This window comes from Actinobaculum sp. 313 (assembly GCF_003073475.1).
In the GTDB taxonomy this organism is placed as follows: domain Bacteria; phylum Actinomycetota; class Actinomycetes; order Actinomycetales; family Actinomycetaceae; genus Asp313.
In genome coordinates this window covers 856657-881591 of the sequence record NZ_CP029033.1, presented here as the reverse complement: position 1 = coordinate 881591, position 24935 = coordinate 856657, and the positions used below count along the sequence as shown (strand labels likewise).

33 protein-coding genes and 3 pseudogenes are annotated in these 24935 nt (G+C 61.4%); 3 read left to right on the top strand and 33 right to left on the bottom strand.

Going from position 1 to position 24935, the window contains the following annotated elements:
- Nucleotides 1-193: 193 nt before the first annotated feature.
- The 3 genes from glmM to rplM all read right to left on the bottom strand — a co-directional run bounded on the left by glmM (nucleotide 194) and on the right by rplM (nucleotide 2657).
- Entirely contained in the window at nucleotides 194-1540 is a 1347-nt protein-coding gene (gene glmM, locus DDD63_RS03820; protein WP_108715259.1) for a phosphoglucosamine mutase, read from the bottom strand.
- A gap of 160 nt (nucleotides 1541-1700) precedes the next feature.
- On the bottom strand, nucleotides 1701-2189 hold the full coding sequence (gene rpsI / locus DDD63_RS03815) for a 30S ribosomal protein S9 (protein WP_108715258.1): 489 nt from the start codon (nucleotides 2187-2189) through the stop codon (nucleotides 1701-1703).
- Nucleotides 2190-2213: 24 nt separating this feature from the next.
- A complete protein-coding gene (gene rplM, locus DDD63_RS03810) occupies nucleotides 2214-2657 on the bottom strand; it encodes a 50S ribosomal protein L13 (protein WP_108715257.1) in 444 nt (147 codons plus the stop codon).
- A gap of 544 nt (nucleotides 2658-3201) precedes the next feature.
- Here rplM and DDD63_RS03805 point away from each other — a divergent pair.
- Complete coding sequence (locus tag DDD63_RS03805) at nucleotides 3202-4755, top strand: FGGY family carbohydrate kinase (RefSeq protein ID WP_108715256.1); 1554 nt, start codon at nucleotides 3202-3204, stop codon at nucleotides 4753-4755.
- A gap of 133 nt (nucleotides 4756-4888) precedes the next feature.
- Entirely contained in the window at nucleotides 4889-6247 is a 1359-nt protein-coding gene (locus DDD63_RS03800) for a sn-glycerol-1-phosphate dehydrogenase (protein ID WP_108715255.1), read from the top strand.
- A gap of 239 nt (nucleotides 6248-6486) precedes the next feature.
- Here DDD63_RS03800 and DDD63_RS03795 read toward each other — a convergent pair whose 3' ends face one another.
- Both DDD63_RS03795 and truA read right to left on the bottom strand, forming a co-directional pair.
- Complete coding sequence (locus tag DDD63_RS03795; RefSeq protein ID WP_240611405.1) at nucleotides 6487-7776, bottom strand: LssY C-terminal domain-containing protein; 1290 nt, start codon at nucleotides 7774-7776, stop codon at nucleotides 6487-6489.
- Nucleotides 7777-7834: 58 nt separating this feature from the next.
- Nucleotides 7835-8716: a tRNA pseudouridine(38-40) synthase TruA gene (gene truA, locus DDD63_RS03790; protein WP_108715254.1), complete on the bottom strand. Its 882-nt coding sequence runs from the start codon at nucleotides 8714-8716 to the stop codon at nucleotides 7835-7837.
- On the opposite strand from truA, the pseudogene DDD63_RS03785 reads away from it, so the two are divergent.
- Nucleotides 8715-9508: pseudogene (locus DDD63_RS03785) on the top strand (ROK family protein). The gene truA and the pseudogene DDD63_RS03785 overlap by 2 nt on opposite strands.
- A gap of 492 nt (nucleotides 9509-10000) precedes the next feature.
- On the opposite strand, the gene rplQ reads toward DDD63_RS03785, so the two are convergent.
- From rplQ to rplD, 28 genes and pseudogenes are all read right to left on the bottom strand, one after another.
- Nucleotides 10001-10540, bottom strand: a complete 540-nt coding sequence (gene rplQ / locus DDD63_RS03780; RefSeq protein ID WP_108715253.1) for a 50S ribosomal protein L17 — start codon at nucleotides 10538-10540, stop codon at nucleotides 10001-10003.
- A 29-nt stretch (nucleotides 10541-10569) separates the two neighbouring features.
- Nucleotides 10570-11574 (bottom strand): DNA-directed RNA polymerase subunit alpha, encoded by a 1005-nt coding sequence (locus DDD63_RS03775; protein WP_108715252.1) that lies wholly within the window; start codon nucleotides 11572-11574, stop codon nucleotides 10570-10572.
- Between the two features lie 178 nt (nucleotides 11575-11752).
- Nucleotides 11753-12154, bottom strand: a complete 402-nt coding sequence (gene rpsK / locus DDD63_RS03770) for a 30S ribosomal protein S11 (RefSeq protein ID WP_108715251.1) — start codon at nucleotides 12152-12154, stop codon at nucleotides 11753-11755.
- Between the two features lie 33 nt (nucleotides 12155-12187).
- On the bottom strand, nucleotides 12188-12562 hold the full coding sequence (gene rpsM / locus DDD63_RS03765) for a 30S ribosomal protein S13 (RefSeq protein ID WP_108715250.1): 375 nt from the start codon (nucleotides 12560-12562) through the stop codon (nucleotides 12188-12190).
- A gap of 142 nt (nucleotides 12563-12704) precedes the next feature.
- The gene (gene rpmJ, locus DDD63_RS03760; protein ID WP_108715249.1) at nucleotides 12705-12818 is read right to left on the bottom strand and encodes a 50S ribosomal protein L36; all 114 of its coding nucleotides are present in this window, start codon (nucleotides 12816-12818) and stop codon (nucleotides 12705-12707) included.
- 54 nt (nucleotides 12819-12872) lie between these two features.
- Complete coding sequence (infA, locus tag DDD63_RS03755; protein WP_108715248.1) at nucleotides 12873-13094, bottom strand: translation initiation factor IF-1; 222 nt, start codon at nucleotides 13092-13094, stop codon at nucleotides 12873-12875.
- 305 nt (nucleotides 13095-13399) lie between these two features.
- The gene (map, locus tag DDD63_RS03750) at nucleotides 13400-14224 is read right to left on the bottom strand and encodes a type I methionyl aminopeptidase (protein WP_108715247.1); all 825 of its coding nucleotides are present in this window, start codon (nucleotides 14222-14224) and stop codon (nucleotides 13400-13402) included.
- Between the two features lie 18 nt (nucleotides 14225-14242).
- Nucleotides 14243-14830, bottom strand: coding sequence for an adenylate kinase (locus DDD63_RS03745; protein WP_108715246.1), 588 nt, complete (start codon nucleotides 14828-14830; stop codon nucleotides 14243-14245).
- Nucleotides 14831-14856: 26 nt separating this feature from the next.
- Entirely contained in the window at nucleotides 14857-16143 is a 1287-nt protein-coding gene (gene secY, locus DDD63_RS03740) for a preprotein translocase subunit SecY (RefSeq protein ID WP_108715245.1), read from the bottom strand.
- Between the two features lie 171 nt (nucleotides 16144-16314).
- The gene (rplO, locus tag DDD63_RS03735) at nucleotides 16315-16788 is read right to left on the bottom strand and encodes a 50S ribosomal protein L15 (RefSeq protein WP_108715244.1); all 474 of its coding nucleotides are present in this window, start codon (nucleotides 16786-16788) and stop codon (nucleotides 16315-16317) included.
- Complete coding sequence (rpmD, locus tag DDD63_RS03730) at nucleotides 16788-16970, bottom strand: 50S ribosomal protein L30 (RefSeq protein ID WP_108715243.1); 183 nt, start codon at nucleotides 16968-16970, stop codon at nucleotides 16788-16790. The genes rplO and rpmD overlap by 1 nt, the downstream gene beginning before the upstream one ends.
- A complete protein-coding gene (gene rpsE, locus DDD63_RS03725) occupies nucleotides 16970-17680 on the bottom strand; it encodes a 30S ribosomal protein S5 (protein ID WP_108715242.1) in 711 nt (236 codons plus the stop codon). The genes rpmD and rpsE overlap by 1 nt, the downstream gene beginning before the upstream one ends.
- Before the next feature lie 31 nt (nucleotides 17681-17711).
- On the bottom strand, nucleotides 17712-18083 hold the full coding sequence (rplR, locus tag DDD63_RS03720) for a 50S ribosomal protein L18 (RefSeq protein ID WP_108715241.1): 372 nt from the start codon (nucleotides 18081-18083) through the stop codon (nucleotides 17712-17714).
- Nucleotides 18083-18619, bottom strand: coding sequence for a 50S ribosomal protein L6 (rplF, locus tag DDD63_RS03715; protein ID WP_108715240.1), 537 nt, complete (start codon nucleotides 18617-18619; stop codon nucleotides 18083-18085). Before rplF ends, rplR begins: the two co-directional genes overlap by 1 nt.
- A gap of 17 nt (nucleotides 18620-18636) precedes the next feature.
- Entirely contained in the window at nucleotides 18637-19035 is a 399-nt protein-coding gene (gene rpsH / locus DDD63_RS03710; RefSeq protein ID WP_108715239.1) for a 30S ribosomal protein S8, read from the bottom strand.
- A gap of 54 nt (nucleotides 19036-19089) precedes the next feature.
- Nucleotides 19090-19275, bottom strand: a complete 186-nt coding sequence (locus tag DDD63_RS03705) for a type Z 30S ribosomal protein S14 (protein ID WP_108715238.1) — start codon at nucleotides 19273-19275, stop codon at nucleotides 19090-19092.
- A gap of 2 nt (nucleotides 19276-19277) precedes the next feature.
- Complete coding sequence (gene rplE, locus DDD63_RS03700; RefSeq protein ID WP_240611462.1) at nucleotides 19278-19865, bottom strand: 50S ribosomal protein L5; 588 nt, start codon at nucleotides 19863-19865, stop codon at nucleotides 19278-19280.
- Complete coding sequence (gene rplX, locus DDD63_RS03695) at nucleotides 19831-20172, bottom strand: 50S ribosomal protein L24 (RefSeq protein WP_108715236.1); 342 nt, start codon at nucleotides 20170-20172, stop codon at nucleotides 19831-19833. Before rplX ends, rplE begins: the two co-directional genes overlap by 35 nt.
- Nucleotides 20172-20539 (bottom strand): annotated as a pseudogene (rplN, locus tag DDD63_RS03690) (50S ribosomal protein L14). The gene rplX and the pseudogene rplN overlap by 1 nt, the downstream one beginning before the upstream one ends.
- 82 nt (nucleotides 20540-20621) lie before the next feature.
- The gene (gene rpsQ / locus DDD63_RS03685) at nucleotides 20622-20903 is read right to left on the bottom strand and encodes a 30S ribosomal protein S17 (protein ID WP_108715235.1); all 282 of its coding nucleotides are present in this window, start codon (nucleotides 20901-20903) and stop codon (nucleotides 20622-20624) included.
- A 7-nt stretch (nucleotides 20904-20910) separates the two neighbouring features.
- Nucleotides 20911-21141, bottom strand: coding sequence for a 50S ribosomal protein L29 (rpmC, locus tag DDD63_RS03680; protein ID WP_108715234.1), 231 nt, complete (start codon nucleotides 21139-21141; stop codon nucleotides 20911-20913).
- Nucleotides 21141-21557: a 50S ribosomal protein L16 gene (gene rplP / locus DDD63_RS03675; RefSeq protein ID WP_108715233.1), complete on the bottom strand. Its 417-nt coding sequence runs from the start codon at nucleotides 21555-21557 to the stop codon at nucleotides 21141-21143. The genes rpmC and rplP overlap by 1 nt, the downstream gene beginning before the upstream one ends.
- A 2-nt stretch (nucleotides 21558-21559) precedes the next feature.
- Nucleotides 21560-22402 (bottom strand): 30S ribosomal protein S3, encoded by an 843-nt coding sequence (gene rpsC, locus DDD63_RS03670; protein ID WP_108715232.1) that lies wholly within the window; start codon nucleotides 22400-22402, stop codon nucleotides 21560-21562.
- Nucleotides 22402-22782 carry a 50S ribosomal protein L22 gene (gene rplV / locus DDD63_RS03665; protein WP_108715231.1) on the bottom strand — a complete coding sequence of 127 codons (381 nt, stop codon included), beginning with the start codon at nucleotides 22780-22782 and terminating at the stop codon, nucleotides 22402-22404. Before rplV ends, rpsC begins: the two co-directional genes overlap by 1 nt.
- A 32-nt stretch (nucleotides 22783-22814) precedes the next feature.
- Nucleotides 22815-23096, bottom strand: coding sequence for a 30S ribosomal protein S19 (gene rpsS / locus DDD63_RS03660; RefSeq protein ID WP_108715230.1), 282 nt, complete (start codon nucleotides 23094-23096; stop codon nucleotides 22815-22817).
- Nucleotides 23097-23109: 13 nt separating this feature from the next.
- Nucleotides 23110-23942: pseudogene (rplB, locus tag DDD63_RS03655) on the bottom strand (50S ribosomal protein L2).
- A gap of 33 nt (nucleotides 23943-23975) precedes the next feature.
- A complete protein-coding gene (gene rplW, locus DDD63_RS03650) occupies nucleotides 23976-24290 on the bottom strand; it encodes a 50S ribosomal protein L23 (RefSeq protein WP_108715229.1) in 315 nt (104 codons plus the stop codon).
- Nucleotides 24287-24934 carry a 50S ribosomal protein L4 gene (rplD, locus tag DDD63_RS03645; RefSeq protein ID WP_108715228.1) on the bottom strand — a complete coding sequence of 216 codons (648 nt, stop codon included), beginning with the start codon at nucleotides 24932-24934 and terminating at the stop codon, nucleotides 24287-24289. The genes rplW and rplD overlap by 4 nt, the downstream gene beginning before the upstream one ends.
- Nucleotide 24935: the final 1 nt, after the last annotated feature.

Here is a 24935-nt window from a genome sequence, read left to right as displayed (position 1 = left end):
CAGCCACGACCGAACACCCCCGCACACCAGACAACGCCAAGCACCACACCACGCCGAGAAGTGTCGGGAATTTCAAGAAACTCCGCCCTTTCACACGACACTTCTTGAAAAACCCGACACTTCTCGCAGGCTCACCGACACTTCTCACAAGCCCACCCACGCATCCCGCAAGCTCGCTGCTAAATCCCCACATCTACAGGGAGAGATTCTTCTTCACCACTTCTGCCAGCTCGGCCGCAACACTGTCAGCCTCGGCCTGGGTCGCGGCCTCAACCATTACCCGCACCAAGGGCTCAGTGCCAGAAGCACGCAGCACCACGCGGCCGGTCTCGCCCAGCCGCTCCTCGGCGGCGGCCACGGCACCTGTAACAGCACTGTTGCTGCTGGTCGCAGTCTTATCCACATTCGGCACATTCACCAGCGTCTGCGGCAGGCGCTGCACCACGCCGGCCAACTCGGCCAACGACTTACCCGTTGCGGCAACGCGTTCAGCCACCAGCAGCGCCGTCAAAGTGCCATCGCCGGTGGTGGCATGCTCCATGTTGATCACATGCCCGGACTGCTCACCGCCAAGCACATAACCATCCGCGCGCATGGCTTCCAAAACGTACCGATCACCAACCGCCGTCTGCACCGTTTCAATACCGGCATTGCGCATCGCGAGGATCAGGCCCAGATTCGACATAACCGTGACAACCAAGGTGTCATGTGCCAGGCGTCCCTCTTCCTTCAGCCCCAGGGCCAGCATTCCTATTATCTGGTCGCCATCCACCATCTTGCCGTTGCCGTCCACCGCGAGGCAGCGGTCGGCGTCGCCGTCGAAAGCTACACCGAAGTCGGCACCGGACTCGACCACCGTGCGCTGTAACTGCTCCGGATGGGTCGAACCACAGGCGACATTAATGTTGTACCCGTCCGGGGACGCGTTGATAACAACGAGTTCCGCACCCGCCTTGCGCAGCGCCTCCGGTGCCACCGTTGATGCGGCACCATTTGCGCAGTCCACGGCGATCCGCAGTCCATTCAGTGGCGTCGAGATCGAGGCCGCCAAATGGTCCACGTAAGCAGCGTCAGCAGCTTCCACCGCGCTGGAAATACGCCCAACATCCGCGCCGACGGGATGCTCCCAGTCCTGCCCCAGGATCGCCTCGATCTGATCCTCAAGCGCGTCCTCGAGTTTGTAACCCGCACGGGCGAAGAATTTTATGCCGTTATCCGGCATTGGATTATGCGAAGCGGAGATAACAACGCCTAAATCCACGTCCCGACTGGCGGTCAGATACGCCAGCCCGGGTGTGGGCAATACTCCAACATGCTCGACGTCGACGCCGGCGCTTGCCAGGCCAGCCGCCACCGCCTGTGCCAGCATGGCCCCGCTGATGCGCGTGTCGCGTGCGATAACCGCGCGCGGGTGGCGTCCGGATTCTGTGGACTCGGTGAGCACCCGCGCCGCGGCATCTCCCAAAGAGAGGGCGAGACTGGCGGTGACCTCGCGGTTAGCGAGTCCGCGTACTCCATCGGTACCAAAAAGTCGAGGCATTACTACTCCCTTGATCAGTTCATTGGTCAGTATCGCATTAAACCGACGACGACGCCCCGCATCGGCTTCTCGGTGTGTGCGGCAGCCCGGTTCGCGCTTCGCGCTCCACTATATACACGACGAGGGGTCCCGAATCTCGGAACCCCTCGTCGTAACAATCTCATCGCTTGGAGAACTGCGAAGCCTTACGGGCCTTCTTCAGGCCGGCCTTCTTACGTTCAACCGCGCGAGCATCGCGCGTCAGGAACCCGGCCTTCTTCAGAGCCGGACGATTGGCCTCCCGGTCAATCTCGTTGAGTGCACGGGCAATGCCGAGGCGCAGGGCGCCCGCCTGTCCAGAGACGCCGCCGCCGTTGATACGGGCAACGACGTCAAAACGACCTTCGAGGTCCAGCAGGGTGAACGGCGAACGCACTAGCTGCTGATGCAGCTTGTTGGGGAAATAATCCTCCAGAGTACGGCCGTTGATCTTCCACTCGCCGGTTCCAGGAAGAAGACGGACACGGGCAACCGCCTCCTTACGGCGGCCGACTGCCTGGCCCGGAGCGGTCAGGGAGGAACCCTGACCAACGCGTGGAGCTTCACTCTCCGTGGTGTAAGAGCCGGTGAATTCTTCGTCCAGCTCAGTATCAACTGTGGTCTCAGCCATTTACTTACATCCTGTTTCCGGTTATCACTGAGCGATCTTCTTCAGCTCATAGGTTTCGGGCTGCTGAGCGGTATGCGGATGCTCAGCGCCGGCGTAAACCTTGAGCTTCTTTAGCTGCTTACGAGCCAGCTTATTTTTCGGGAGCATTCCCGCAACGGCTTTTTCGACGGCGCGCTCAGGCTTGGTTGCAAGCAGCTCCGTGTAACTGGTGGCCTTCAGACCACCCGGGTAACCGGAGTGATGGTAGGCCATCTTCTGCTCCCGCTTGCTGCCGGTCAGTTCGACCTTGCCAGCGTTGACGACGATCACATAGTCGCCAGTGTCAGCGTTAGGGGCAAAGTTCGGCTTGTGCTTCCCACGGAGCAGGGTGGCAACTTGAGCTGCCAATCGGCCAAGGACGACGCCGTCGGCATCAATAAGATACCACTTCGGTTCGACGTCGCCGGGCTTCGGTGTATACGTGCGCACGGGCGTAGCCTTCGTTTCTCGTATCGGGGACCGCGGTAAGAGGACACGACCCCCAAAGGGTAGGTAACTTACTGTCGGATGCGGCACGGCGAGTGGGAAGAACACCGTGCAAACAGCACACACAACATCAACTAAGAATACTGGCCGGATTTGGCGCGGTCAAAAGGAAGAGCCCGCTGTGAGCGACGGCACTGCGTCGGCGGACGGTGCACCCGCTCCCGCACTCCATCACGTACTACCGTCCACACCTACCAGCCGGTGATCATTCCATCGCACTCCCCGGCCCGACGACTCTCTCCGACCTTCTCGCCAGAAGATGATTCCGCCGCACCCTATTCCGACAGGCCCCGCACGACGACGGCCAGCGGCCGCCGAGATACGGATGTCAAACCGGCGTCGTCGGCGCAACTCCAAGAGAGGCGCAATTCCAAGAGATATGCCAGCCATCGCCCAGTGGAATCGGCTTCCCCGAAATCCCGCGGGCAGCCCGGGCAGATGCTAGCGTTGTCTATGATTGCCGTAGATCTCCAAAGGAGGAAGATCCATGCCACAGGCATATATGGGTATCGACTTGGGCACGGGCGGATGCCGAGTTGGTTTGTTTGATGCCGAGGGTCATCCCCTCGCCTTTCACGACACAAATGTTACGTCCTACTACCCGTATCAAAGCTGGGTGGAGCAGGATACCGACGAATGGTGGGATGCACTGGTCACCTCCGTCCACAAGGTGCTCGAAAAATCCGGCGTTGACCCGGCCGACATTGCCGGAATCGGCTATGATGCCACCTCCGCAACGCTTATCGCCGTCGGCGAGGACGACACTCCCCTACGTCGCGCGATCATGTGGTCCGACGTGCGCGCCGAAAACCAGGCAGCCCGCGCATCCGACATTAGCCATTGGGCACGCCTCTACAACGCAGGCGGCGAGGATCCGGCCTCGGCTGAATGGTTCATTTACAAAGCACTGTGGGTCAAGGAGAACGAACCGGATATCTGGGCGCGTACCAAATGGGTTCTGGACGCACCGGACTGGATCGGTTTCAGCCTTACGGGCCGCGCCTGCGTAAATCTCACCAGTGCATCCCTGAAGATGTACCACAACAATGACCATGGCGGGTTCCCGGTCGACTTCTACGCCCAACTTGGCCTCGACGACCTAATGGATAAGATGCCGAACGATCTCAAGGTGATGGGTGATCACCTCGGCGAACTCACACCAAAAGCCGCCGAGCAACTCGGCCTCGTCGCTGGGACTCCCGTGGCTGCAGGGGGCATCGATGCCGAGGCGGGCATGATCGGCATGGCCGTCCTCAACCCGGGCCAAATGGCGCTTATCACCGGATCCAGCAACTGCCTGCTCGCCCAGTCGGCACAAACGATGCATGGTCCGGGCCTCTTCGGCGCGCACACGGATGCCCTTGTGCCGGGCCAGTACACGCTCGAAGCCTCGCAAGTATCCACCGGCTCCATTATCCGTTGGTTTCTGCAGACCTTCTGCGCCGATCTAGCCGAAGCACATAAGAACGGCGGTCCTTCCCCTTATGAGATCCTCAACGAGGCCAGCAAGGATATCGGCCCCGGATCGGACGGTGTGCTTGTCACGGACTACTTCCAGGGCAACCGAAGCCCCTATACGGACGCGCGCGCCCGCGGCACCATCACCGGCCTGAGCCTGAACCACAGCCGAGAGCACATTTACCACGCGATCCAGGAGGCCACCTGCTACGGCTTGGAAATGAACCTACGTACTCTGCGCTCACTCGGCTACAACCCGGAAGTCATTGTGGCATGTGGTGGAGCATTGAATAGCCCCTCCTGGCTACAAATGCATGCCGATATTACGGGACTGCGCATCAAAATAACCGAAGTGCAGGACGGCCCCACCCTTGGTTCGGCCATGATGGCGGCCGTTGCGGCAGGTCGGTACAAGGACCTACACGAAGCGGCTGCGGCGATGGTTCACGAGAAGACCACAATCGTGCCAGACCCGGCACGCTACGAGGAGTATCGCTTCTGGGTCGACCAGTATGCGGAACTCTACCCGGCACTCTTCGAGCTCCATCACGCCTCTTTCGACCATCGAACAAACAAAGGTTGAGACAACCGCAAGGTGCAGGGATCTGCGCGATGGCCTTCTCCGATATTGCCAATCGATCTGCGCGGTATCCGGCATGCATATGAGTCGGTGTCACAAGGAATACAGTTCTCAACCACGGAGAATAAGGAAAGAAATGACTGCAGAAGAGGACATCACCGCACAAGGGCTCGCCCAGGCCGAAAGCACCAAGGCTATTGAGGTCGGACGCGGCGTCATCACAAAGTCTGGAGAGATCATCGCCCAGATGCTGCGCAGCGTCGGGAATCGCCCGGTCATGTTGGTCGCCGACGAGAATACCTGGCAGGCTGCGGGAGCGACCATCCAGGGTTATCTGGAGGCGGAGGATGGCGTTACCGCCATCGACCCAATGATTTTCCCCGGCAGGCCAACCCTCTATGCCTCCTACGATCACTGTGTGGAGATTAAAGAACGTTTGACAGCGGGCGGAGCTCTTGGAATCGCCATCGGCTCCGGCACACTCAACGATCTCACAAAGCTGGCCTCCGGGGAACTTGACCAACCTTACGCCGTCGTCGCAACAGCTGCCTCCATGGACGGCTACACCGGCTTCGGCGCCCCTATGACGCGCGACGGTTTGAAGATCACCATGCCCTGCCCGGCTCCTCATACAGTGATCTTTGATCTGGACGTCGCCGCTGGCGCCCCGCGTCCCATGGCAGCGTCAGGTTATGGCGATCTCTCGGCGAAGATTCCCGCCGGGGCGGACTGGATGTACGCCGACGCCGTCGGTGTCGATCCCATTCACCCGCTGGCATGGAAACTGGTCCAAGGAGGCGTGCGCGAAGCCCTGTCACGGCCGACCGAACTCGCCGCTGGCGTACCCGAGGCCTACGAGGGTCTATGTTCCGGTCTAGTCATGTCCGGCTTAGCCATGCAGGTGGCGCGTGGCACTCGGCCCGCCTCGGGTGCCGAGCACTATTTCAGTCACCTGTGGGAGCTGAACCATTTGGGCGCCGAGCTCGACCCGCCCCTGAGCCACGGCTTCAAGGTGGTGATCGGGACGCTCGCTATGACGGCTTTCCACGAGCGTTTCCTGCTGCGGGATATTTCCGCACTCGATATCGACGCCGTGGTGGCCGCCTGGCCGTCCTGGGGCGCCATTGAGGCCGATATTCGCAACACAATGTCCGGGCCGTTGATCGACAAGGGGATCAACGAGACCCGTGAGAAGTACGTTGATGCGGATGGGCTACGCACGCGGGTCGAGAAACTGCGCGCCGCTTGGCCCACACTGCGGGAGCGACTCTCCGGGCAACTCATGCCCGTTAAGGAGCTGCAGCGGATGCTGGCCGAGGCCGGTGCGCCGTCGCGTCCGGAAGACATCGGCTTGACCGCCGACGATGTGCGCGAGACCTTCCCCCGCGCCATGTACTACCGGTCACGTTACACGGTTCTCGACGTCGCGCGGGAGATCGGACTCTTTGAAGAGATCAAAGAGGAGGTCTTCGCACCGGGCCTGCTTTGGAACTAACTGCAGTGCAAATGAACTGTTGCTAGTGGCACGCCGCAGGTACCTTGGAACGGGCGCGAGCCCTCGCAGCGTTCCTCTGGAGCGGGTGCGTCTGGATCGTGCCCGCTCCAGACGGACCGGTGGCACGAATCGTATGGCGACGTGGGCTAGCCGCCTGGTCAGCGGGTCGTTCTTTAGCCAATCAGCGGCACGTGCCGCGCCCATTCAACGGTTTGCTCCAGACGTCATGCACATACGTCTCACGACTGCGGAAGCCGGACGCGCGGGTCGGTGCGACCTTCATTAACCCAGGCGCGCACCGGATTCGCCGTGACGGCCAGAACGACGAGCACCGCGAGCGCCGCTTGGAAAATACCACTGGCTTCGTCGGGGAAACACAGCGTTCCAAAGGCAGCAAGAGTTTCGATTGCCATGAAGGCGACCCAGGCCCAACGCCTGTGCCGGACCGCCTGGATCCACGTCAGCAGTATCAACGACTGCACAACAAGGCGTGTTCCGGTCAAAGCATCCGGACCTTGCAACACATCGCCACAGGCTGCGACAACAGACATAATGCTCAGCAATCCCGCCCCGAGCAGGGGCAGAGGCGGCAGGCGGTGCGCGCGCTCGCTCTGCTCCCCGCCGTCTGCGGTGGAGAGTCGCAACCGCGGCGCGGCACCCGCGACATCAAGAACAGGAAGATCACCGTCTGTATGTACCTCGTCTCCGCCGCCGTTGCGGGAGTGGTACGAGGTGGAGAATTGGTCAATCACCCGCACGCTTGACTGAGGATCCGCGTAGCGAACCGTATTGATGATGTAGTCACGTTCGATGTCAATGTTCGCATCGATCTTGTGTGTGACCTGCCCGGTAAAAGCGGATAGCCCGACCGAGCGGTCATAGGTTCCCGCAGCGAGCCACTGCACTCTTTCACCGCCGGGCAAACGCCAGCCGTCTGGCGTGCGCCAGAATCGCACATGATGACGTTGCGAAGCGTTCCCATCGACTTCCTGTTGGTAGGCAAAAGCATGGCGCCGCCCAAAAAGATACAAATTGGAGACCGGGGCCGCCGGATAAGAACGACGCCCGAGAGCCGAAACGATCATCCCCCACGAAGAACGCAGAGTTATCTCATCGGCAAGCGTCCATCCCGCCGCCTGCATCGCAGCGTGAATATCTTCCTCGCTGCCCTCCAATGCGAGGTTCACCGGGTCACCCAGCAACCCGTCACCTGTACGGGTCCGTCCGATGAAGTAATCCGGCACATAAATCAGTGTGAACAACTGGTGCAAGCGTGGAAGGGCAAGGTATGTTAACAGCGCCCAGAATAGCAGCAAGTACACAATCCATAGCGGTTCCCCGGGTAAAGCGCGCATCAACAGCAGTCCCGCCAACCAAAACGCTAAGATCAATCCGAAAACGACGAACACTCCGGCAACCGCCTCGTAGAGGCGCGGCCCGCGTCGACCGGATACTTTCTGCACCTCGCTCGTATACCGCGGCTTTTCCGGCGGAACGGGGTAGCGTTCAATTACCTTTCCTGAGTCCACTCGTACCTCTTTCGCAACGTGATCTGCCTCCACATTTACCCATGATGGACCAGTTCTGCTAACAACCACAATTCCGGACCGCCCGCGTAACCTGGGCCCGCGACGCCAATTGCGCATCATCAGGATAATTGACGCGCTCCAAGGTGAGGGGATGGGCAGGTGCCACCACAACCTCGCCGTCGCGTCTGCGCGCCGCCAACCGCTCCGCAGGCCATTCTTCGGGTCTCTTTCCATTTCCGACCCGCAACAGAGTCCCCACCAATGTGCGAACCATGGAATGGCAGAATGCGTCGGCACGGACGGTGAATTGCACTAGTTCGCCACGCCGTGCAATCTCGAGCAGCTGCAACTCGCGCACCGTCGTCGCCCCCTCGCGCGGCTTGCAGTAGGAAAGAAAGTCATGTTCCCCGAGCAACGGGATCGCTGCCCGCTGCATTGCCTGCACATCCAGTCTTTCCGGCAACCAGAGAACGGTGCTGCGGCGCAGTGGGTCGTAACCGCCAACGGAATCGGCTACCTGATAACTGTAGGTGCGAGCAAGCGCGGAGAAGCGCGCATCGAATCCCGCGGGTGCAAGCGATACCGCGCGAACAAGAAGGTCTGACGATCCCCGCGGACCGCCAACACTTGCGCGCAGCAACACGCCTGTCAGCCGCGCCCGCAAGGCCTCCGTCGGCTCCCGCTTGCTACGGCCGGAAAGGCCCGCGAAGGCGGCCGCTGGAACATCGACGTGCGCTACCTGACCACGTGCATGGACACCGGCATCAGTACGCCCGGCAACGGTGAGCTGCACCTCATGACGCAAGACGGTGGTCAAGGCCTCCGCCAGCGTTCCTTCCACGGTTCGTAATCCGGGCTGTGCCGCCCAACCGTGAAAACCCGCACCGTCGTACGCCAGATCGAGACGCAGCCGCACAGTTTGCGATACCGTCGAAGTCATGAGTGAAGTCTCCCATACCCCGCTGGGTCCACCCAAGCCGCGCACGCTCGCCGTCGACTGCGGCGGCGGCGGAATCAAGAGCTGCATCTTGGACCCAGGAGGCTTTCAAATCGGCCCGCCGCAACGAACCGCCCTGCGTTATCCCCTCTCTCCGAGGACCTTCTCGGCATCGTTGCGGACCATGCGCACTCTCTTGGTGAATTCGACCGCATCACCCTGGGTATGCCGGGCATGATCCGCCATGGGATCGTAATCTACACGCCGCACTACATTCGGCGCTCCGGACCGCATACGAAGATTGTTCCGGAGCTGGCGGAGGCATGGGACCACCTCGACATGGCCGCGGTATTGCAGGAACGGTTCGCCGTACCCGCGTTAGTGTTGAACGACGCCGAAGTCGCTGCCGCCGGTGTGGTCTCGGGCCGAGGCTCCGAACTCGTCATCACGCTGGGAACCGGATTGGGTTCCGCGCTTGTCGACGACGGCCAGCTGGCGCCGCATCTCGAATTGTCGCACGCTCCTATGCGGTGGGGCTTGACCTACGATGACGTGATCGGTGAGGCGGAGCGTATCCGGCTTGGCGATTCCGCCTGGTCCCGCCGAGTGCTGCGTGCCCTTGAGTATCTGTGGCCCGTCTTCCGCTGGGACCGACTCTATTTGGGAGGTGGCAATAGCGCGCGAATTTCGCCGACCGTGCGCGCCCGGCTAGGCGACAACGTCAGTTTTATTCCCAATGCTGCCGGAATGAACGGTGGCGTGCGCGCTTGGTCGCTCGCCCGCCCGCACCGCTAACAGGCCGGAGCGCAGTGCGCCACATGCAGGCTAGGTGCCGCGGGGCAACTCCCACCCCCGACCCGAACCCGTGATGCACCTACCCGCAACCCGGGCCATAGCACGCTACCCGAAGTCTCCGGGTTTCCCCAGTTCTCCGCGAATAACCCGGAGTTTGGAGGAAAACCCGGAGAGTCTACAAGCACACGATGTACTGGGTGTCAGCAGCCACCCCAACACGCCCAACCTAGACACACAAACCGGCCTCTAAGCCCCGCAGCCCCCACCCGATGCCCAGCCGGAGACAACGCCCATCTCGGCCACAACGCCCGAGCGGCAGACGCCTGATCAGCAACGACGCCGAGGCGCCGAGAAGACAACACGAAACCGGGGCCAAGCCGCGCATCTCGGCCACGCCGCGCAGTCGGGAACAACGCCCAGTCGGAAATGACACCCAGGCGTAAACAACGAGGGGGCACCCGACGGAGTGCCCCCTCACCGTATAAGAATCGTTTACTTCTCGGCGTCGTCGGTAGCCTCGGCATCATCTGCCAACTCTGCCGACTCGGAACTCTCGGCGGACTCCGCAGACTCTGCGGATTCGGACTCCTCCACTTCCTCCGCAGATTCCTCAGCCGCAGCAGCCTTGGCGGCGGCCTTCTCGGCCTCCTGTACAACGGCCTGCTTCGGCGAAACCTTCTCGGTCACCAGAGAAATGACCGCCATCGGGGCGTTGTCGCCCTTGCGGTTACCGATCTTGGTGATGCGGGTGTACCCACCGTCGCGCTCGGCGAATAGCGGAGCCAGCTCCTCGAAGAGGATGTAGGCCAGTTCGCGATCGCCAAGCACCTTCAGCGCCTGGCGGCGGTTGGCCGTATCGCCACGCTTCGCCTTCGTAATGAGCTTCTCCATATACGGCTGCACGGCCTTGGCGCGCGCCTGCGTGGTCCGCACCGACTTGTTGCGGATGAGGTCCTTACACAGGTTGGCGATGATGTGCCGCTGGTGGGCGGCAGAGCCACCGAGACGCGGGCCTTTCGTAGGCTTGGGCATAGTACTTGTCTCCTATAATGCTGCGGGCCTCAGGCCTGCAGGTCGTCGCTGAACTGCATGGTATAGCTCTCCTCGCCATAACCCGCGAGGAAGCCTGCCGGGGAATCCTTAAGACGCAGGTCGAGCTTCGCCAGTTCATCCTTAACGTCCTCAATGGACTTCGCGCCGAAGTTGCGAATGTCCAGGAGGTCGGCCTCGGAACGCTGCACGAGCTCGCCAATGGTATGGATGCCCTCGCGCTGCAGGCAGTTCTGCGAGCGGGCCGGCAGATTCAAAATGGTGATCGGGCGCTGCAGGTCGGAAGACTGCGTCTCCACAACCGGCGCCGGGCCGACTTCAATTCCTTCGGCCTCCGTGTTCAGATCAACCAGCAGTCCGAACAGTTCCACCAGCGTCTTCCCGGCCGAGGCTAGCGCGTCACGCGGCGTCGTGGACTGCTTGACCTCAACATCAACAATAAGCTTGTCGAAGTCGGTACGCTGTTCCACACGGGTGGCCTCAACCTTGTACGACACCTTCAGAACCGGGGAATAGATAGAGTCGATCGGAATACGCCCGATCTCGTCGTCGGCTCCCTTGTTCTGTGCGGCGGAAACATAGCCGCGACCGCGCTCGACGGTCAGGTCAACCTCGATCTTGCCCTTCTCATTGAGCGTGGCGATATGAAGATCAGGGTTGTGGATCTCAACGCCTGCGGGCGGCGTAATGTCGGCGGCGGTAACCTCGCAGGGTCCCTGTTTGCGCAGGTACATCAGCACCGGCTCGTCGTTCTCGGAGGAGACGACCAGCTCCTTCAAATTGAGGATAATCTCCGCGACATCTTCTTTTACTCCGGCGATGGTGGAGAACTCATGGAGCACGCCGTCGATACGAATGGAAGTGACTGCTGCACCCGGAATAGAAGACAACAGTGTGCGCCGCATGGAGTTACCCAGGGTGTATCCGAACCCCGGCTCGAGGGGTTCGAGTGTAAACCGCGAGCGATACTCGGAGACCTGTTCCTCTGTGAGGACAGGACGCTGTGTGATCAGCACGATTCTTTCCTTTCAGCGGACACCCGCTATTTGATGTCCGCGTTACTCGTACGGCTCTCGGTCCAGCCGTACGACATGGCCCCACAACGGGCCCAAGTCGATTGTGACCAGCGGCTTCGCGCCGGTTCCGCCGCAGTCACGGCAGGGAACGCGGCGATTGATAAGCCGCAGCACACCGCTACACGCGGCGACGCTTAGGAGGACGGCACCCGTTATGCGCCTGCGGTGTCACATCAGAAATCGACGTAACCTCGAGGCCGGATGCGGTCAGCGACCGAATGGCGGTTTCACGGCCCGATCCCGGACCCTTCACAAAGACATCGACCTTCTTCATGCCCTGGTCCATCGCTTGCCGGGCAGCGTTCTCGGCCGCGAGCTGAGCCGCATACGGCGTCGACTTACGCGATCCCTTGAAACCAACCTGCCCCGAGGAGCAAGATGCAATAACTGCGCCAGTGGGGTCAGTAATCGACACAATGGTGTTGTTGAAGGTGGACTTTATGTGGGCCTGGCCCACTGCAATATTCCGGCGGTCCTTACGGCGGGGCCGACGGGTGCCGGAGGCAGACTGACGTGGCATAATCTACTTTCTCTCTCGAACTAACGACGAGGCTTACTTAGCCTTCTTCTTTCCGGCAACGGTACGCTTCGGCCCCTTGCGGGTACGCGCGTTGGTCTTGGTGCGCTGGCCGCGAACCGGCAGGCCACGCCGATGGCGTAGACCCTGGTAGCAGCCGATCTCGATCTTGCGGCGAATGTCCGCCTGGACCTCACGGCGCAGATCACCCTCAACCTTGTAGTTTTCGTCGATATGGTTCTTGAGTTTGACCAGATCGTCCTCGGTAAGGTCCTTGACGCGAGTATCCGGATTCACACCGGTCGCAGCCAAGGCCTCAGCCGCCCGTGTCCGGCCAATGCCGTAGATATAGGTGAGCGCGATCTCGACCCTCTTTTCGCGAGGGAGATCAACACCTGAGAGACGTGCCAATTTCTTAGCTCCTGTTGATAGTTCCGAAGGTATGATGCATCGCCATCCCTGCGGGTCTCACCGCAGGCCCCGGCCTTCGGTCCGGAGGTTGCCAATCGGCTGGTGATGCGCTTTCTTGCGGGCTCTGCCCGCTACGCCGGGCTTAACCCTGACGCTGCTTGTGCCGCGGGTTCTCGCAGATCACCATGACACGACCGTGCCGGCGAATTACCTTGCACTTGTCACAGATCCTCTTAACGCTGGGCTTGACCTTCATTGTCGTTCTTCCTTGCCGTCCGGCTGCCGCCTGACGGCGATAGCACAGTAGGGCTCACTTATAGCGGTAGACGATTCGCCCACGATTCAGGTCGTATGGAGTAAGCTCCACAACCACCCGATCCTCGGGCAGAATCTTGATGTAATGCTGCCGCATCTTGCCAGAAATATGGGCCAGCACAACATGCCCGTTCTCTAGCTCGACACGGAACATCGCGTTGGGGAGGGTTTCAACCACCGTTCCCTCAACCTCGATGACGCCATCCTTCTTCGCCATATCCCTCGCTAACACTCTCTACGATCCCCCACCGGATTGCGGGAAACCGCATACGTGCACCCCTTGGGCACAACGTACCGAGTGTTAATCCTACTCGGGTATTGTTCAGCGTGAAAGCCAGATTCCGGTGCACTGGGTCACGTAGAGGCCGCCGCGGCACTTGCGCCGACGTTTTTCACTCATGCCCATCGGCGTAGCAGGCACCTGCAACCGCACGCAGCAAACGGGCGAACCGGTACCTTCCGTGTTCATCCAGGCGCGTTACCCTCTCAGCCGGTACACACGAGTGCTCACGCACTCACTGCTCAGTCCAAAGGAACGGGGCGGATTCCAAAAGGCGCCAGACCCGCCGCTCCCCCGTCCGGCGCCGAGAGCACCCAGATTCCACCGGAGTGCAGCGCGACCTCGTGCTCCACATGTGCGGCGTCAGAGCCATCCACCGTCACCACGGTCCAGTCGTCATCGAGCACCATATTCTCCTGGCTACCCGCAGTCAGCATGGGCTCGATGCACAGCACCATCCCCGGGCGCAACCGCGGTCCACGCGTGCGTGTCCGATAGTTCGGCACGTCCGGCGCCTGATGCATCGCCGTTCCAATGCCGTGGCCAACATAGTCTTCGACTATATTCGGCCCGTCGGGCAGCCCAGAGATGTAATCGTCAATAGCGCGGCCGATGTCACCAACGTGTTTGCCGGCCGCCATAGCCGCTATTCCCCGCCACATCGCCTCTTCCGTAATGTCGGCGAGGCGCTGCCGCCTGGCGCGAATAGCCGGATCGCCCCCGGAAAGAACCACGGTGAAGGCAGAGTCGCCGTGCCATCCATCGAGCACCGCACCGCAGTCGAAGGAGACGATATCACCGGGAGCCAGCACTCGATCACCCGGAATGCCATGCACAATTTCCTCGTTGACCGAGATACATGCCTGCCCGGGATAGTCGTAGTATCCGTAGAAGTTAGAACGCGCACCGGCCCTCTGCAGCACTCGCAGGGTCAGGCTATCCAACTCGCCCGTGGTCATTCCCGGCTGAACTGCCTCCCGCAGTGCGGCGTGAATCTCCGCGACCACCAATGCCGCTGTACGGATCGACCGGATCTCGGCGTCAGTCTTGTACTCGATATGCTCCAAGACTAGTGCATCCCGCTCTCAGGCTCGCTTCTCGAGATAGGCATCGAGTGCAACGGCTATTCGAGCCGCAACCTCATCAATCGTGCCAATACCATCCACCTGTACCAGGAGGCCGCGCTCCCGGTACACCGATACGACAGGCTCCGTTGTTTCGTGGTACAGCGCTATCCGATGCCGAATAACCGCTTCCGTATCGTCCTTACGGCCCTGTTCGCTTGCCCGACCGAGTAATCGTTGGACGACGACGTCGTCGTCAGCCGTAAGTTCCACCACGGCATCCAGGGCGACATCGCCACTTCGCAGAATACGGTCTAATGAACCCACCTGAGCCGCATTGCGTGGATAACCGTCGAGAAGGAAGCCGACTGCCGCATCTTCTTGCGCCAAACGCTCCTCAACCATGCGGTCCGTGACCTCATCGGGCACCAGCTCGCCGCGTGCCGAATAGGACTCCGCGAGGCGCCCGAGTTCGTCCTGCGCCTGCGCATGAGCTCGGAAAATCGCGCCAGTAGAGATAGCGGGAATACCAAACCGAGCGCACAAAAGTTCCGCCTGGGTACCCTTGCCGGCACCGGGTGGTCCAACGAGAATGAGACGAACAGCCATAAAGCCTCCTCGTTCCTTCGGGCCGCCTACCTGAGGAAGCCCTCGTAATGACGCTGTTGCAGCTGAGCATCGATATCCTTTACCGTCTGCAGACCGACGCCCACAAGGATCATGATAGAAGTTCCACCGAAGCCTGCCTGTGGAATGCCCATGCGTGCAAACATCACGGTAGGAATAAGAGCAACGATCGCCAGATAGGTCGCTCCGACCCAAGTGATACGCGTAGAGACATACCGCAGGTACTCAGCCGTGGGTCGTCCGGCGCGAATACCCGGGATGAAGCCGCCGTAGCGCTTCATATTGTCCGCCACCTCCTCGGTATTAAACGTGATGGAGGTGTAGAAGAAGGTGAAGGCGAAGATCAGCACCGCATAGGTGAGCATGTACACCCAGGACTGCGAGTTGAAGTAGCGCATGATGAACTGCACCCAGCCCGAGGTCTGGCTACCGAACTGCGCAATCATCTGCGGCAGCATCAAGATGGAGGATGCGAAGATCACGGGGATCACGTTCGCCATATTCACCTTGATCGGCAGATAGGTGGTAGAGCCTCCGTAGGTACGCCGTCCCACCACACGCTTTGCGTACTGCACCGGAATACGCCGCTGGCACTGTTCCACGAAGGTGACGACTGCGGTAATAGCGAGGAACACGGCTACTATCAGGATGGCACCAGCCCAACCCGAATTGGACCGGACCACATTGACAATCATGGTCGGGAAGTTCGCGCAGATTCCGGTGAAGATCAGGATCGACATGCCGTTGCCGACGCCACGCTCGGTGACGAGTTCCGCCAGCCACATAATCAGGCCGGTACCAGCGGTCATCGTCAGGATCGCCATGGAAATCTTCAATGGAGTGGCATCCGGAATCGGCTCCACCGTGCAGGAGGTGAATAGCTGTGTATTGGCCACCGAAATAACCACGGCACTCTGCAACACCCCGAGTCCGATGGTCAGGTAGCGGGTGTACTCAGTGAGCTTTGCTGTTCCGGCCTGCCCCTCTTTGTGCAACTCCTCGAACCGCGGAATCGCGACGCGGAGAAGCTGGATGATAATCGACGCCGTAATGTAGGGCATGATGCCCAGCGAGAAGACGGACAGCTGCATCATCGCCCCACCCGAGAACAGGTTGAGCATCGAAAGAAAATCGCCCGTGCCGCTCTCAACCATGCACTCGCGTACGTTCCGAATCGAAACGAACGGGGCGGGAATGAAGGTGCCCAATCGATAGAGCACCATGATCCCCATGGTGAAAAGCAGCTTGCGCCGCAGGTCGGGAGTACGGAACGCTGCCGCTAGCGCCTTAACCAAGGTTCCTCCAGTTGGTGCGGAGCACCCCTCCGCGTTTCATGCTTCTTGGACTACGGGAGGTCGGAACCTCACCGCCGCCGGGTCCACTATACCCGCCTATTGGCCCACATTGGAATTAGCAATGTAGATAAACACCTGCCCCCACCGTTATGTGGGGGCAGATGTCTCAGATCAGCGTGTCGCCAGCGATCCGCCAGCCGCCTCAATCTTCGTCTTTGCCGACGCCGACCAGGCGTCAACCGTAACATCGAGCTTGACCGAGATATCGCCTGCGCCAAGCACCTTGACCAGGGAATTGTCGCGTACTGCACCCTTGGCAACGAGGTCGTCAACGGTAACCGTGCCGCCCTGCGGGAAAAGTTCCGCCAGCGCACCGACGTTAACAACCTGGTACTCAACACGGAACGGGTTCTTGAAACCACGCAGCTTCGGTAGCCGCATATGAATCGGCATCTGCCCGCCCTCGAAGCGAGCAGGAACCTGGTTGCGCGCCTTCGTTCCCTTGGTACCACGACCGGCCGTCTTACCCTTCGAACCTTCACCACGACCGACACGGGTCTTCGGCTTGTTCGAACCGGGGGCGGGACGCAAATGGTGAACCTTCAGGACGTGGGTGCGCCCGCTGGTCTCTTCGTTGTCCGCCATCAGTCAACCTCCTCCACGGTAACCAGGTGAGCGACTGTACGAATCGCGCCGCGCACCTCAGGGCGGTCCTCACGGACGACGGACTGGCCGATGCGGCGTAGTCCCAACGTCCGAAGCGTTGCCGCCTGATTCTTTTTTCCACCCACGGTGGACTTCTTCTGAGTGATCTTCAGCCGTGCCATTATGCACCAACTCCCGCAGCTGCCGCCTCGTTCTCAGCGCGGGCAGCCTCCGCTTGCTTCTCCGCGCGATCCTTGGCATCCGCCTCGGCGCGAGCGCGCAGCATCGACTCGGGAGCAACGCGCTCCAGCGGGAGTCCGCGACGAGCCGCCACCGATTCCGGCTGCTCGAGCGAGCGCAGCGCCGCGACCGTGGCATGCACGATGTTGATCGCGTTCGATGAGCCGAGCGACTTGCTCAGCACGTCATGAATTCCCGCGCACTCCATAATGGCGCGCACCGGTCCACCGGCAATAACGCCGGTTCCGGGTGCAGCCGGGCGAAGCAGGACCACGCCGGCGGCATCCTCACCCTGCACCAGGTGCGGGATGGTGGAACCGATACGCGGCACCTTGAAGAACTTCTTCTTGGCCTCTTCCGTGCCCTTGGCAATCGCCGCCGGAACTTCCTTAGCCTTGCCGTAACCGACACCCACGGTGCCATTGCCATCGCCGACCACCACAAGAGCGGTGAACGACATGCGACGTCCGCCCTTGACAGTCTTGGCGACGCGGTTGATGGTCACGACACGCTCAATGTAAGCGTTCTTGTCATCCGAACGACGGTCACGGCGCTCGCCGCGCCGCGAGTCACGGCGTCCGCCGCGCTCGCGACCGCCGTCGTTCAGGTCTGGGCCGTTAGAGGCGGCCCGGTCTCGCTGCTGTGCAGCCATCAGTACATCCTCTGTTCTCGTGCTCGCTGACTCACAGAGTCAGCCCGGCCTCACGGGCCCCGTCCGCCACGGCCGCGACCCGGCCGTGGTACTTGTTTCCACCGCGGTCAAAAACCACAGCATTGATACCGGCGTCGAGAGCACGCTTCGCAACGAGCTCGCCGACCTTGCGCGCCTTGTCCACCTTGTTCGCCTCGGTGGAGCGCAGGTCGCCCTCCATGGTTGAAGCGGAAACCAGCGTACGACCGATGGAATCGTCTATTACCTGCGCGACCATATGCCGATTCGAGCGGGTGACAACGAGACGCGGACGTGCTGCGGTACCCACAACCTTCTTGCGGACACGGAAGTGACGGCGGGAACGCGAGATGAACTTGCCTTTGCCTTTGACGGTCACTGCCATCACTTACCAGCCTTTCCGGCCTTGCGGCGAACGGTTTCGTCGGCGTAACGCACACCCTTGCCCTTGTACGGCTCGGGCTTGCGGAGCTTACGGATATTGGCCGCCAGCTCTCCGACCTGTTGCTTGTTGATTCCGTTAACGGAGAACTTCGTGGGCGATTCCACCTGGAAGCTAATGCCCTCCGGAGCCTTCACGAGAATCGTGTGCGAGTAGCCGAGCGAGAACTCGAGATCCGAGCCCTTGGCAACCACGCGGTAACCGGTGCCGACAATCTCCATGGCCTTCGAGTAACCCTCGGTCACTCCGACCACCATGTTGTTGATTAGCGTGCGAGTCAGTCCGTGCAGCGAACGTGCCACCCGCTCATCGTTCGGCCGCGACACGACGACGGAGTCGCCGTCCAGCGCTACGGTGATCGGAGCGGCAACGGTGTGTTCCAAGGTGCCCTTCGGGCCCTTGACGGAAACCTGCTGGCCGTCGATCTTCACTTCGACACCTGCCGGGACCTGGATGGGGAGCTTGCCAATACGTGACATATCTTCTTCCTCCCCTCTCACCAGACGTAGGCGAGGACTTCCCCGCCGACGCCCTTATCTTTCGCTTCGCGGTCCGTTAGCAGGCCGGATGAGGTGGACAGAATCGCCACACCGAGGCCACCGAGAACCTTGGGCAGTTTAGTCGACTTCGCGTACACGCGCAGGCCGGGCTTCGAAACACGGCGCAGGCCGGCCAGTGCACGCTCTCGATTCGCACCGTACTTGAGCACGAGTGTGAGAGTCTTTCCCACCTTGGCGTCGTCGACGGTGTAGCCGGCAAGGTAGCCCTCGCGCTCCAGGATCTTTGCGATATTTTCCTTGAGCTTCGAATACGGCATACTCACCGACTCATGGAACGCCGAGTTGGCGTTACGCAGACGTGTCAGCATGTCTGCGATTGGGTCAGTCATTGACATTGGGCTTGTGCCCTTCCTCGTCGTGGTTTCCCTTGCGGACCTGCGACGTAGTTATTACCAGCTGGACTTCTTGATACCGGGCAGTTCGCCGCGCAGTGCCATCTCGCGCAGGCAAATCCGGCACAGGCCGAACTTGCGGTACACCGAATGAGGACGCCCGCAGCGGTTGCAGCGCGTGTAGGCGCGCACGCCATACTTCGGTTTCCGGGCGGCTTTCTGCTTCAGAGCGGTTTTCGCCATGCTCACGCCTCCTTGAAGGGGAATCCGAGGTGGCGCAGCAGGGCGCGGCCCTCGTCGTCATTGCTCGCCGTCGTCACAACGGTAATATCCATTCCGCGGACACGATCGATCTTGTCCTGATTGATCTCATGGAACACCGTCTGCTCCGTAAGACCAAAGGTGTAGTTCCCGTGTCCGTCGAACTGCTGATCGGACAGGCCACGGAAGTCACGAATACGCGGCAGGGCCGTCGCCAACAGTCGGTCGAGGAATTCCCACATACGATCACCGCGCAGCGTGACGCGGCAGCCAATGGCCTGCCCCTCACGCAGCTTGAACTGGGCGATCGACTTCTTCGCCCGCGAGACCGCCGGCTTCTGGCCGGTGATCACCGTGAGATCGGCGATGGCGCCCTCGAGAACCTTCGAGTCGCGCGCGGCGTCGCCGACACCCATATTCACAACGATCTTCTCGAGTTTCGCGACGTTGTTCGGGTTCGAGTAGTGGAACTCGGACTCCAGAGCGGGGATGATCTCCTCGCGGTACTTCGTCTTGAGACGGGAGCGGTCTGCACGCTCACAGCTCGATCTCCTTCCCACCGCGACGTCCAATGCGCTCACGGACGATCTTCTTCCGTCCGTCACGCTCAACCTCGACCTCGCGGTAACCCACGCGCGTGGGCTTCCCATCCACAACCAGCTGCACGTTCGAGATATGGATCGGAGCCTCAACAGTCTCAATCCCACCCGTTGTGCCGCCGCGGGATGTCTGCCCGACTTTCACGTGCTTCCTGACTCGCATAACGCCCTCGACGACAACGCGCTGACGCTTCGTATCAACCGAGAGCACCCGGCCCTGCAGGCCCTTGTCACGACCGGCGATAACCTGAACGAGGTCGTCCTTCTTGATCTTCGCCATCAGATCACCTCCGGTGCCAGCGAAACGATGCGCATGAAGCGCTTGTCGCGCAGTTCGCGGCCCACCGGGCCGAAGATGCGTGTTCCGCGGGGTCGCCGTCGGGCCGAAGCAGCACGGCGGCATTCTCGTCGAATCGGATGTAGGAGCCGTCCTTGCGACGGGTCTCTTTCTTCGTGCGGACGACGACTGCCTTCACCACGTCGCCCTTCTTAACACTTCCGCCAGGAATAGCATCCTTGACGGTGGCGACAATCGTGTCGCCGATTCCGGCGTAGCGCCGGCCGGAGCCACCGAGTACACGAATGCAAAGGATCTCCTTCGCACCCGTGTTGTCGGCGACGTTGAGCCGCGTCTCCTGCTGGATCATTTGTGATTTCTCCTGTCGTCGTGCCGGTTCTCGCCAGGCGAGCCTTGCCGAACGGATGGGGTTCTATCGGTGAGCTTGCGGCTCACTTGGCCTTCTCAATGACTTCGACCACGCGGAAATGCTTGGTCGCGCTGAGCGGCCGGGTCTCCATGATGCGCACGAGGTCGCCCACGCGCACCTCGTTGTTCTCATCGTGTGCCTTCACGCGCTTCGTGCGGGTAATGACCTTGCCGTACAGCGAATGCTTGCGGCGATTCTCGACCTCCACGACGACGGTCTTATCCATCTTGTCGGAGACGACGTAACCGGTCTGTACCTTGCGATGCGCGCGGGCAGTTGCCTCGGCGGTGTTCTGTTCGCTCACTGAAACCTCACTTCTTCGCCGCCGGAGCGGTACGGATGCCCAGCTCACGTTCGCGCTGGATGGTGTAAATGCGGGCGATTTCGCGGCGAACCTCACGGAGACGGCCGCTGTCTTCCAGGCGGTGCGTCACCGAGGAGAACCGAAGGTTGAAAAGCTCCTCCTTGGACTCCTTGAGCTTATCGCGCAGTTCCGCCTCGGTCATGGCGTCAAGGTCTTCAGTCGTCAGTCCCTTAGCCATCACTCAGCCTCCTCACGTGCGATGAAACGCGTCTTCATGGGCAGCTTGTGCATGGCGCGGCTCATGGCCTCGCGCGCCAACGTCTCGTCGACGCCGCCCATCTCGAACATGACCCGCCCCGGCTTAACATTTGCCACCCAGGTCTCTACCGGGCCTTTACCGGAGCCCATTCGTAGGCCGAGCGCCTTCTTGGTCAGCGGGCGATCCGGGAAGATGTTGATCCAGATCTTGCCTCCACGCTTGACGTGACGCGTCATGGCGATACGGGCCGCCTCGATCTGCCGGTTGGTGACGTAGGCGGGCTCAAGCGCCTGGATGCCGAAGTCACCGAAAGCCAACCGCGTACCGCCCTTGGCCATACCCTTACGCCCGGGACGGTGCTGCTTGCGCCATTTTGTGCGACGAGGAATCAGCATGTTCAGGCCTCCGTTCCTGTGGTGGTAGCCTCTGCGGACTCCGCAGCCGGAGCGGCCGCCGGAGCCTCGCTTGCCGCCTGTTCGGTACTCTGTGCAGAGCGCTGCTGCGCCTGCTGGCCGCGGCCCTGCCGCTCACCGCGCCGTCCGCGACGCTCGCCGCGTCCGCGCCCACGCGGGGCCTCGGCCTGCGAGCGGTAGTACTCGGCGTCGGTCATATCGCCACGGTAGATCCACACCTTAACGCCGATCCTGCCGAAGGTGGTACGTGCCTCGTAGAAGCCGTAGTCGATGTTTGCCCGCAGCGTGTGCAGCGGCACCCGTCCCTCGCGGTAGAACTCCGAACGAGACATCTCGGCGCCGCCGAGGCGCCCGGAGCACTGCACGCGAATACCGCGTGCGCCGGCGCGCTGCGCCGATTGAATTCCCTTGCGCATGGCACGGCGGAAGGAAACACGCGATGCGAGCTGTTCCGCGATGCCCTGAGCGACGAGCTGTGCGTCCGCCTCGGGATTCTTCACTTCGAGAATATTGAGCTGAATCGACTTGCCGGTCAGCTTCTCGAGATCCCCGCGCAGACGGTCGGCCTCCGCACCACGCCGACCAATCACGATTCCCGGGCGGGCAGTGTGGATATCGACGACGACACGCTCGGCGCGACGCTCAATGTTGACGCGCGAGATGCCGGCGCGCTCCAGCGTCTTTTCAATCATGCGGCGGATCTGAATATCCTCCGCCACGAAGTCGGCGTAACGCTGCCCCGGCTTCACCGAGTCCGCGAACCACTTCGAGCGGTGATCAGTGGTGATTCCGAGTCGGAACCCGGTCGGGTTGACCTTCTGGCCCACTATCGGGTCCTCCTCTTCTTTCCGGTGGCGACGGGTTCGTCGCCGACAACAACGGTGATATGGCTAGTGCGCTTGAGGATGCGATTTGCACGCCCCTGCGCACGCGGCTGGATTCGCTTCATAGTGGGCCCCTCATCGGCGTATACCGCCTGAATGTAGAGATCGCCCTCATCGAAACGCTCACCGGCCTGCTCCGCCGCGTAACGGGCGTTCGCAACGGCCGACTCAACAATCTTCAGGACGGGCTGTGCCGCCCCCTGTGGTGCGAAACGCAGCACGTCGACCGCATCCTGGACGCGCTTGCCGCGGATAACATCCACGACGCGCCGGGCCTTGCGGGGCGTAACGCGCACGTATCGCGCCTGCGCCTTGGCTTCCATGTTCCTGCCTAACTCTCTTCTCTCAGGCCCGCTCAGCGGCGGCGGCCCTTGCGGTCGTCCTTCTCGTGCCCGCGGAATGTACGGGTCGGGGCGAACTCCCCGAGCTTGTGGCCGACCATGGATTCCGTAACGAATACCGGCACGTGCTTACGGCCATCGTGCACCGCGAAGGTGTGCCCGAGGAAATCGGGGGTGATGACCGAACGGCGTGACCAGGTCTTGATAACGTTCTTCGTTCCCTTCTCGTTCTGCTCGTCCACCTTCTTCATGAGGTGGTCGTCAACGAAGGGGCCCTTCTTCAGACTACGCGGCATTGCTCATCCTCTCTCAGCGATTGCCGGTCTTGCGACGGCGCACAATGAGCTTGTCGCTGGCCTTGTTGGGACGGCGGGTGCGGCCCTCGGGCTTACCCCACGGGCTGACCGGGTGACGGCCACCGGAGGTCTTGCCCTCGCCACCGCCGTGCGGGTGGTCAACCGGGTTCATAACGACACCGCGGACGGTTGGGCGGACGCCCTTCCAGCGCATGCGGCCTGCCTTGCCCCAGTTGATATTGGACTGTTCGGCGTTGCCGACTTCGCCCACGCAGGCGCGGCAACGTGCGTCAACATTGCGGATTTCACCGGAGGGCATACGCAGCTGAGCGTAGCGCCCCTCACGAGCAACCAGCTGCACGGAGGTGCCAGCGCTGCGCGCGATCTTTGCACCGCCCAGGGCTGTAGCTCCACGCAGTGCACGGTGGTACCCACCGGAATGTTGCGCAGCGGCAGATTGTTGCCCGGCTTGATATCCGCATTCGGACCGTTTTCCACCATGTCACCCTGCCGCAGGTTCTTCGGCGCCAGGATGTAACGCTTCTCGCCGTCCACGTAGTGGAGCAGGGCGATACGGGCGGTGCGGTTCGGGTCGTACTCGATATGCGCGACCTTCGCGGGTACCCCGTCCTTGTCCCAGCGGCGGAAGTCGATGAGGCGGTAACGGCGCTTATGGCCACCGCCGCGATGCCGTGTGGTAACACGACCGTGGTTATTGCGACCACCGGACTTGGTCAACGGGCGCAGCAGCGACTTCTCCGGCGTCGATCGGGTGATCTCCGCGAAGTCGGCAACGCTCGCACCGCGACGACCCGGGGTCGTCGGCTTGTACTTACGAATTCCCATGAGTTCAGATCCTCAATCTTTTCGCTCGCGGCCTCAGCCGACGATGTCACCGTAAATGTCGATGGTGCCTTCGCTGAGCGTCACAATCGCACGCTTGGTGTTCTTGCGGCGGCCCACCCCCGTGCGGGTGCGAACGGTCTTACCCTGACGGTTCTGCGTGTTCACCGACGCGACCTTCACATTGAAGATCGCCTCGATGGCCTGCTTGATCTCCGTCTTGTTTGCCCGCGGGTCGACCAAGAAGGTGTACTTACCCTCGTCTTCGAGCCGGGCCGACTTCTCGGTGGCCACCGGCTGCAGAATGACGTCCTGCGGATGCTTGTTCCAGAAGCTGACGTTCTCGCTCACTTCTCCTCCTTGCCGCTCTTCTCCACGTAGGCGCTCAGCGCATCTTCCGTGAAGACGACGTCGTCGGCGACGAGGACGTCGTACGTGTTGAGCTGGTCAACATAGATAACGTGTGCTTCGGGAGCGTTGCGCAGTGAGAGCTGTGACAGCTCGTCTCCGCGAGCGATTGCGACGAGGGCGTCGCGCTCGTCAACAACCCGATGCAGTTGGGTCAGCGCGCTCTTTGTAGAGGGCTGCTCCCCTTCCAGGAAGGCCGTGACCACATGAATGCGACCGTTACGCGCCCGATCAGAAAGCGCCTGCCGCAGGGCGGCGGCGATCATCTTCTTGGGGGTGCGCTGGGCGTAGCTGCGCGGCTGCGGACCGTGAACCGTGCCGCCGCCGGTGAAATGCGGAGCGCGAATCGATCCTTGCCGTGCCCTGCCGGTGCCCTTCTGGCGGTACGGCTTCTTGCCGCCACCGCGCACGTCACCGCGCGTCTTGGTGGAATGCGTACCCTGGCGCGCGGCTGCGAGCTGCGCCACCACAACCTGATGAATCAGCGGGATATTCACATCGACGTCGAAAAGCTCAGCCGGCAGCGTTGCCGAGCCACTGACTTCGCCGGTCACGTCAATAACGTCTACTTTGCGGGACTCTGCCATG

What these genes read in the sequence shown, in the direction of transcription:
- glmM (WP_108715259.1), bottom strand. Translation starts at nt 1,540, where the DNA reads ATGCCTCGACTTTTTGGTACCGATGGAGTACGCGGACTCGCTAACCGC.
- rpsI (WP_108715258.1), bottom strand. Translation starts at nt 2,189, where the DNA reads ATGGCTGAGACCACAGTTGATACTGAGCTGGACGAAGAATTCACCGGC.
- DDD63_RS03805 (WP_108715256.1), top strand. Translation starts at nt 3,202, where the DNA reads ATGCCACAGGCATATATGGGTATCGACTTGGGCACGGGCGGATGCCGA.
- DDD63_RS03800 (WP_108715255.1), top strand. Translation starts at nt 4,889, where the DNA reads ATGACTGCAGAAGAGGACATCACCGCACAAGGGCTCGCCCAGGCCGAA.
- truA (WP_108715254.1), bottom strand. Translation starts at nt 8,716, where the DNA reads ATGACTTCGACGGTATCGCAAACTGTGCGGCTGCGTCTCGATCTGGCG.
- rplQ (WP_108715253.1), bottom strand. Translation starts at nt 10,540, where the DNA reads ATGCCCAAGCCTACGAAAGGCCCGCGTCTCGGTGGCTCTGCCGCCCAC.
- rpsK (WP_108715251.1), bottom strand. Translation starts at nt 12,154, where the DNA reads ATGCCACGTCAGTCTGCCTCCGGCACCCGTCGGCCCCGCCGTAAGGAC.
- rpmJ (WP_108715249.1), bottom strand. Translation starts at nt 12,818, where the DNA reads ATGAAGGTCAAGCCCAGCGTTAAGAGGATCTGTGACAAGTGCAAGGTA.
- infA (WP_108715248.1), bottom strand. Translation starts at nt 13,094, where the DNA reads ATGGCGAAGAAGGATGGCGTCATCGAGGTTGAGGGAACGGTGGTTGAA.
- DDD63_RS03745 (WP_108715246.1), bottom strand. Translation starts at nt 14,830, where the DNA reads ATGGCTGTTCGTCTCATTCTCGTTGGACCACCCGGTGCCGGCAAGGGT.
- rplO (WP_108715244.1), bottom strand. Translation starts at nt 16,788, where the DNA reads ATGGCGGACAACGAAGAGACCAGCGGGCGCACCCACGTCCTGAAGGTT.
- rpmD (WP_108715243.1), bottom strand. Translation starts at nt 16,970, where the DNA reads ATGGCACGGCTGAAGATCACTCAGAAGAAGTCCACCGTGGGTGGAAAA.
- rpsE (WP_108715242.1), bottom strand. Translation starts at nt 17,680, where the DNA reads ATGGCTGCACAGCAGCGAGACCGGGCCGCCTCTAACGGCCCAGACCTG.
- rplR (WP_108715241.1), bottom strand. Translation starts at nt 18,083, where the DNA reads ATGGCAGTGACCGTCAAAGGCAAAGGCAAGTTCATCTCGCGTTCCCGC.
- rplF (WP_108715240.1), bottom strand. Translation starts at nt 18,619, where the DNA reads ATGTCACGTATTGGCAAGCTCCCCATCCAGGTCCCGGCAGGTGTCGAA.
- rpsH (WP_108715239.1), bottom strand. Translation starts at nt 19,035, where the DNA reads ATGTCAATGACTGACCCAATCGCAGACATGCTGACACGTCTGCGTAAC.
- DDD63_RS03705 (WP_108715238.1), bottom strand. Translation starts at nt 19,275, where the DNA reads ATGGCGAAAACCGCTCTGAAGCAGAAAGCCGCCCGGAAACCGAAGTAT.
- rplX (WP_108715236.1), bottom strand. Translation starts at nt 20,172, where the DNA reads ATGGCGAAGATCAAGAAGGACGACCTCGTTCAGGTTATCGCCGGTCGT.
- rpmC (WP_108715234.1), bottom strand. Translation starts at nt 21,141, where the DNA reads ATGGCTAAGGGACTGACGACTGAAGACCTTGACGCCATGACCGAGGCG.
- rplP (WP_108715233.1), bottom strand. Translation starts at nt 21,557, where the DNA reads ATGCTGATTCCTCGTCGCACAAAATGGCGCAAGCAGCACCGTCCCGGG.
- rplV (WP_108715231.1), bottom strand. Translation starts at nt 22,782, where the DNA reads ATGGAAGCCAAGGCGCAGGCGCGATACGTGCGCGTTACGCCCCGCAAG.
- rpsS (WP_108715230.1), bottom strand. Translation starts at nt 23,096, where the DNA reads ATGCCGCGTAGTCTGAAGAAGGGCCCCTTCGTTGACGACCACCTCATG.
- rplD (WP_108715228.1), bottom strand. Translation starts at nt 24,934, where the DNA reads ATGGCAGAGTCCCGCAAAGTAGACGTTATTGACGTGACCGGCGAAGTC.